This is a genomic window from Nocardia pneumoniae NBRC 100136, from assembly GCF_000308755.1.
Lineage (GTDB): Bacteria > Actinomycetota > Actinomycetes > Mycobacteriales > Mycobacteriaceae > Nocardia > Nocardia pneumoniae.
This window is the reverse complement of sequence record NZ_BAGF01000087.1, coordinates 94315-100371: the sequence shown is the minus strand read 5'-3', so window position 1 is coordinate 100371 and position 6057 is coordinate 94315. Positions and strand designations below refer to the sequence as shown.

At 68.3% G+C, this 6057-nt stretch carries 5 protein-coding genes; 4 read left to right on the top strand and 1 reads right to left on the bottom strand.

Annotated elements, in window-relative coordinates; all coding sequences use genetic code 11:
• Positions 1-232: 232 nt before the first annotated feature.
• From ON34_RS28615 to add, 3 genes are read left to right on the top strand one after another with little or no spacing between them, the layout of a single operon-like run.
• A complete protein-coding gene (locus tag ON34_RS28615; RefSeq protein ID WP_040785244.1) occupies positions 233-1210 on the top strand; it encodes an AAA family ATPase in 978 nt (325 codons plus the stop codon).
• A 3-nt stretch (positions 1211-1213) separates the two neighbouring features.
• On the top strand, positions 1214-2509 hold the full coding sequence (locus tag ON34_RS28610; protein ID WP_040785242.1) for a DUF58 domain-containing protein: 1296 nt from the start codon (positions 1214-1216) through the stop codon (positions 2507-2509).
• Between the two features lie 55 nt (positions 2510-2564).
• Positions 2565-3584: an adenosine deaminase gene (gene add, locus ON34_RS28605; protein WP_040785239.1), complete on the top strand. Its 1020-nt coding sequence runs from the start codon at positions 2565-2567 to the stop codon at positions 3582-3584.
• A gap of 135 nt (positions 3585-3719) precedes the next feature.
• Here add and ON34_RS28600 read toward each other — a convergent pair whose 3' ends face one another.
• Positions 3720-4511, bottom strand: coding sequence for an RDD family protein (locus ON34_RS28600; RefSeq protein WP_040785237.1), 792 nt, complete (start codon positions 4509-4511; stop codon positions 3720-3722).
• Between the two features lie 43 nt (positions 4512-4554).
• Here ON34_RS28600 and ON34_RS28595 point away from each other — a divergent pair, with 43 nt between their 5' ends.
• Positions 4555-5571: a stage II sporulation protein M gene (locus ON34_RS28595; RefSeq protein WP_040785290.1), complete on the top strand. Its 1017-nt coding sequence runs from the start codon at positions 4555-4557 to the stop codon at positions 5569-5571.
• The last annotated feature ends 486 nt before the right edge of the window (positions 5572-6057 follow it).

The following is a 6057-nucleotide window of genomic DNA, read 5'->3' as shown; positions in this document are numbered from 1 at the left end:
CAGGTCGCGGCAGCACTGTTCGGCCCGGTGCCCGACCAGGACACCCTGCGGGTGGTCGCGGCTCAGCTCGAATGGATCGAATCGGAGATCGGATGAGGCATCGCCCAACTCCGGTCCGGCCGACGACGTGCGGGAACGCCCGCGAACCACAGGGAGGCTCGGTGCGACACAATCGCGCAGCGCTCATCGGGCCGATGGGGTGCGGGAGCCCCCGCAAGACACAGGAGGTCGAATGACCAGCATCGATACCGCTCCTACCGCCGAGGAAGCGCTCGCCGCGTTCCACGCGCTGCGCGCCGAGATCGGCAAGGCGGTGGTGGGCAACGACAACGCGGTCATGTACCTGGTGCTCGCGCTGCTGTGCCGCGGCCACGTGCTGCTCGAGGGCGTGCCGGGAGTGGCGAAGACGCTGCTGGTGCGGGCACTGGCCACAGCGCTGGATCTGGACCACGCACGCGTGCAGTTCACCCCGGACCTGATGCCGGGCGACGTCACCGGTTCGCAGATCTACGACCCGCACTCGGCGGAGTTCACCTTCCGGCACGGCCCGGTGTTCACCAATCTGCTGCTCGCCGACGAGATCAACCGCACGCCGCCGAAAACCCAGTCCGCGCTGCTGGAGTCGATGGAGGAGCGGCAGGTCTCGGTGGACGGCAAGCCCCAGCCGCTGCCCGATCCGTTCGTCGTGGTCGCCACGCAGAATCCGATCGAGCAGGAGGGCACCTACCCGCTGCCGGAAGCGCAACTGGACCGGTTCCTGTTCAAGGTGGACATTCACCTGCCCGGCCGCGATGACGAATTCCGCATTCTGCAACGCCACGCCGCCGGGTTCGATCCGCGCGATCTGACCGCCGCGGGACTGCGTCCCGTGGCGGGTCCGGCGCACATCTCCGCCGCCCGCGCCGCGATCACGAAGATGACGATCAGCCCGGAGGTGCTCGCATACACCGTCGACGTGTGCCGGGCGACCCGCACCTCCCCCGCCGTGCAGCACGGTGCCTCCACCCGAGGCGCGACGGCGCTGATGGCGGCTTCCCGCGCGTTCGCCTGGCTCAACGGCCGCGGTTTCGTCACACCGGACGACGTGAAGGCCGTCGCGGTCGCCGTGCTGCGGCACCGCCTGCACCTGCGGCCGGAGGCCGAGCTGGACGGGGTGACCACCGAGGGCGTGATGTCGTCGCTGCTGCTGTCGGTTCCGGTTCCGGTGTAGCGCATGGTCGTCACCGGTCGGCTGGCCGCCGCGGCAGGAGTGTCGGCCCTGTTCGTCACCCTGGTGGTGCCGTCTCTGCTGGGGGTCGTGGTGCTGACCTGCGCGCTGGCCGCGGCCCTGCTCATCGATCTCGCCGCGGTGGGCCGAGCGCGGGATCTGGCGCTGTCCCGGCAAGCGCTGACCACCGTCCGGCTCGGGCGTTCCACCGAGGTGGAGCTCGTCGCGGTGAACACCGGGCCCCGGGTGCTGCGCGGCATGGTGTGGGACGACTGGCCCGACAGCGCACGCGCCGAAAACCGCGCGCACCCATTGGATCTCGTCCCTGGCACCTTGGTCCGGTTTCGCACCACGCTCACGCCGACCTACCGCGGCGATCGGGTGGCGGGACAGGTCACCGTGCGGTTGCTCGGTCCGCTCGGGTTGGCAGGCAGGCAGACCAGGCACGACGTCCCGGCCCGGATACGCGCGCTGCCCGCGTTCCGCGCCGAACGGCTGCTGCGGTCGAAAGTCAAACGGCTGCAACATCTGGAAGGCCGCAATGTGGCCAACCTGCGCGGGCAGGGCACCGAATTCGATTCCTTCCGCGAGTACGTCGCGGGCGACGATGTGCGCGCCATCGACTGGCGCGCCACCGCCCGCGCCACCGACGTCCTGGTCCGCACCTGGCGCCCGGAACGCAACCGGCACATGCTGATGCTGCTGGACACGGGTCGGATCAGCGCGGGCAGGGTCGGCGAGGGCACCCGCCTCGACGCGAGCATCGAGGCGGCCCTGCTGCTCGGCGGGCTGGCGGCCGCCGCGGGTGACTCGGTGGACCTGCTCGCCTTCGACCGCGAACCGCGCGCCGAAGTCCGCGGTGTCGGTGGAAAGGCGTTGCAGCTGAAGCTGATGCACGCGATGGCGGGAATCACTCCTGCCCTGGTCGACACCGACAGCTCCGGTCTGGTGCGGGCGGCCGTGCAGCGCGCCCGCCGACGGAGCCTGGTCGTCTGGTTCACCAGTCTCGACGGGGCGGCCGTCCAGGAGAACCTGCTGCCCGTACTGCCCGTCCTCACGCAGCGTCACCGGGTGCTCATCGTCTCGGTCACCGATCCCGACGTCGCCGCGGCCGCGGCCCGCCGCGACAACGTGGGTGATCTCTACACCGCGGCCGCCGCCGAATCGGTGCTCGCCGAACGCGCTCTGGTACAGGAATCTTTGCGCCGCACCGGGACAGCGGTCGTCGCCGCTTCCCCGGAACGGCTGCCCGAAGCGCTAGCGGACGAATACCTGGAACTCAAGCAGTCCGGCGCCCTCTGACGAGAGTGCGGGCAAACGGCATCCCGGTGCGAGGGCGAAGGAGGATCATGGGCCCATGCCGTCCGATCTCGCCGCCTTCGTCCGCGGACTGCCCAAAGCGGAGCTGCACCTGCATCTGGAGGGGACGCTGGAGCCGGAGCTGAAGTTCCGCCTGGCCCAGCGCAACGGCATCGAGCTGCCGGAGAAGTCCGTCGACGAAGTCAAGCAGACCTACCGTTTCCATGACCTGACCTCGTTCCTGCGGGTCTACTACCCGGCCATGCGGGTGCTGCAACAACCACAGGACTTCCACGACCTCGCCTTCGACTATCTGACCAGAGCGCACGCGCAGGGCGTCCGTCATGTCGAAATGTTCTTCGATCCGCAGGCGCACACCGGCCGCGGCGTGCCGTTGCCCGTCGTGATCAGCGGGTACCGCTCGGCGATCGCGCGGGCCCGGCGGATGCTCGGGATCTCGGCCGAGCTGATCCTGTGCTTCCTGCGCGACCATTCCGCGGAGTATGCGATGGCCACGCTGCTGGAAGCATTGCCGTACAAGAACTGGATCATCGGGGTCGGGTTGGACTCCGACGAGCGCGGTAATCCGCCGAGCAAGTTCGCCGCCGTCTTCCAACGCGCCCGCGCGGAGGGATTCCTGCTGACCATGCACTGCGACATCGACCAGCAGAATTCCATCGAACACATCCGCCAAGCACTGGAGGACATCGAAGTCGACCGCATCGACCACGGCACGAACATCGTCGAGGACGACCGTCTGATCGAGCTGGCCGAAAGCAAGGGCATCGCACTGACGTGCTGCCCGGTGTCGAACTCCTTCGTCACCGCGCAGATGAAGTCCGACGAGATCGTCGGCCTGCTCGAACGCGGCCTGACGGTGACCGTCAACAGCGACGACCCCGCGTATTTCGGCGCGTACGCCGCCGACAACTACCTGGCTCTCGCCGAACAGGCAGGCCTCGGGATCGATCAGCTGGCGGAACTGGCCAGGAACTCGTTCCGCGCATCCTGGATCACGCCCGCCCGCCAGGACCAGTTCCTGCGCGAGATAGACGCTTACGTCGCGGCCAACGTCTAACGGGGTGCCACTGGACGCCGTTCGTTCGCAACCCCGCGCTGGGCCGAGCGAAGGCCGAGGCAGCCGCACAAATGACGCTGCCGGACGAAGTCCGTCATCGAACCGCGCCGGGCCGAGCGAAGGCGAGGCAGCCGCCTATTGGGCCCGCACTGCCATCGGCCGCGGGAACACCGGAAACCTGGGCTGTGGCAGTACCCGGCGCTGTCGCTCGGCGATGACCGCGCCGAGGATCTGTAATGGGGGGTAGCCGAGGGGCGGTGCGACGCGGAGGCGTCCGCACACTTCGGTTACCAGCGCCGTGCCCAAATTGTGCTGGGCGGCGGGCGTGAGCGTCCGGAACCGGGTCAGATACTGACGTACGGCCAGCGCGAGATCCTCCGGCAGCCCGGACAGGTCGAGGTGCGCGCTCCAGCCCGTCAGCCAGGGCGGGGCGATGGCCAGCGCGGGCAGCGGCAGCGGCCGTTGTGTGTGCACGACCACGGTGCCCGCGAGCACGTCACCGACCCGCCGCGCGTGCGGCGAGCACATCGAGGTGAGAACCGCGATGGCGCCGAGTCCACCGAGCATCCAGAAGTCGACGATGGCGCCAGCGAGGCCGCGGGTGAGCGCGTGCCGGAAGTCGATCGGTCCGCCGTCCTGGCGCACGACCCGAAGCCCGAGCATGAGCTTGCCCAATGTCCGCCCGCGCCAGAGCGTCTCACAGGTCACCGGGTAGCCGACCAGGACAGCCACGACGGTGACCAGCACCACCGCGTCCAGCCACGCCGAATCCACCCCCGCGGGCAGCACCGTCCAGACGATCGCGAACAGGACGAATCCGAGCGTGCACTGCACCAGCACGTCGATCAGGAACGCGGTGGTCCTGGTGGGGATCCGGGCGATCGGCAGCTCCAGGGCCACCGCTTCGCCGGTCGTGAATTCAGCCATGTCGATAGCATTCTTGCGAGCGGCGGGAGTGGGAGGCAACCGAATGGACGTGGACGCATACAGCCTGGCCCACCGCAGGGAGTGGGAGCGGCTCGACTATCTGTCCACCCGGGGCAAGCTGACCGGTGCCGAGGCGGACGAATTGGTCATGCTCTACCGCCGGACGTCGCAGCAGTTGGCGCGGTTGCAGTCGCACAGTCCCGACCCCGAGTTGATCGCCGGGCTCAGCGCGCTGCTGGCCCGGGCCCGTGGCCGGGTGCTGGGGACGCGCACCGACACCTGGCGGGAGGTCGGCCGGTTCTTCAGCCACCGTTTCCCCGCGGCGCTCTACCGGTCCTGGCCGTGGTGGGTCGGCGTGGCCGGGGTGTTCCTGCTCGTCTCGGCGGGGTTGGCCGTCTGGGTGGACCGGTTCGATTCGGCGCGAAAGGTTCTCGGCATCCCGGGAGACAGCGGTGATCTCACCGCGCCCGGCGGCGCGTTCGAGACGTACTACTCGGAACATCCGCAGGGTGCGTTCGCCGCGCAGGTGTGGACTAACAACGCGTGGGTGGCGGCCATGGCGTTGTTCACCGGCGTGTTGATCCTGCCTGCCGGGTACCTGCTGTTCATGAACGCGCTCAATCTGGGCGTCACCGCGGGCCTGATGGCCGATGCCGGGCGGCTGGATTCGTTCTTCGGCTTCATCCTCCCGCACGGCACCCTGGAGCTGACGGCTGTGTTCGTCGCGGGCGGCGTGGGGCTGAAACTCGGTTGGACGCTGATCGATCCGGGTCGGCTCAGCCGGTTGGAGGCGGTGGCCAGGCAAGGCCGGGCGACCGCGGCGGTGGCGCTCGGACTGGTCGGGGTGTTGCTGGTATGTGGCTTCATCGAGGGTTTCGTGACGCCGAGCCCGCTGCCCGCGCCGGTCCGCATCGCGATCGGGTTCACCGCCGAGGCGGTCTTCCTGCTCTATGTCTTCGTGGTCGGGCGTCGGGCGGTACTGGAGCAGGCGGGCGAGGCCACCGAGCCGTCCAGGAATCAACTCGCGACTGTGAGCGAGACAACAATCAGCACACACTGAGCGAGCGCGGTTCGGGCAACCGGCAGCTAAGCCGCGTCACGGAGTGGTTTCGAGTCCCCCATTTGAGTTCCGCTGGCCGCAGCGAGTCTCGCTCGAGCTGCGGCCAGCGTTGCCGTTAACTCTACACAACCGTTATCCCTACGCAACCGTCCCCGCCGTGGTCAAGCGTATAAAGCAGCACGCCAGCAAACCCTTGCGGCACCCTCCTTCCACCCCTCGCCAGCAAACCGATCCGGGTGTCCATGTCCCCTGTTTCAGCGCGCCTACGGCACCCTGGTAAAAACTCTTCGACCGCGACTCCGAATCGCCGCCCAAAGGCGTCGCGGATATCCCAGGGACGTTAGCTATGCCACGACATAGAGCGCTCCATGGTTTGCTGGCATGCGCTCTCACCTGCACGTTCACTCCTCGGAAATGACGATTGCTGGCCGCCGACGAATAGAAAGCGACCAAAAGTTTGTTTACGTGGTAATAAACCGACGAGTA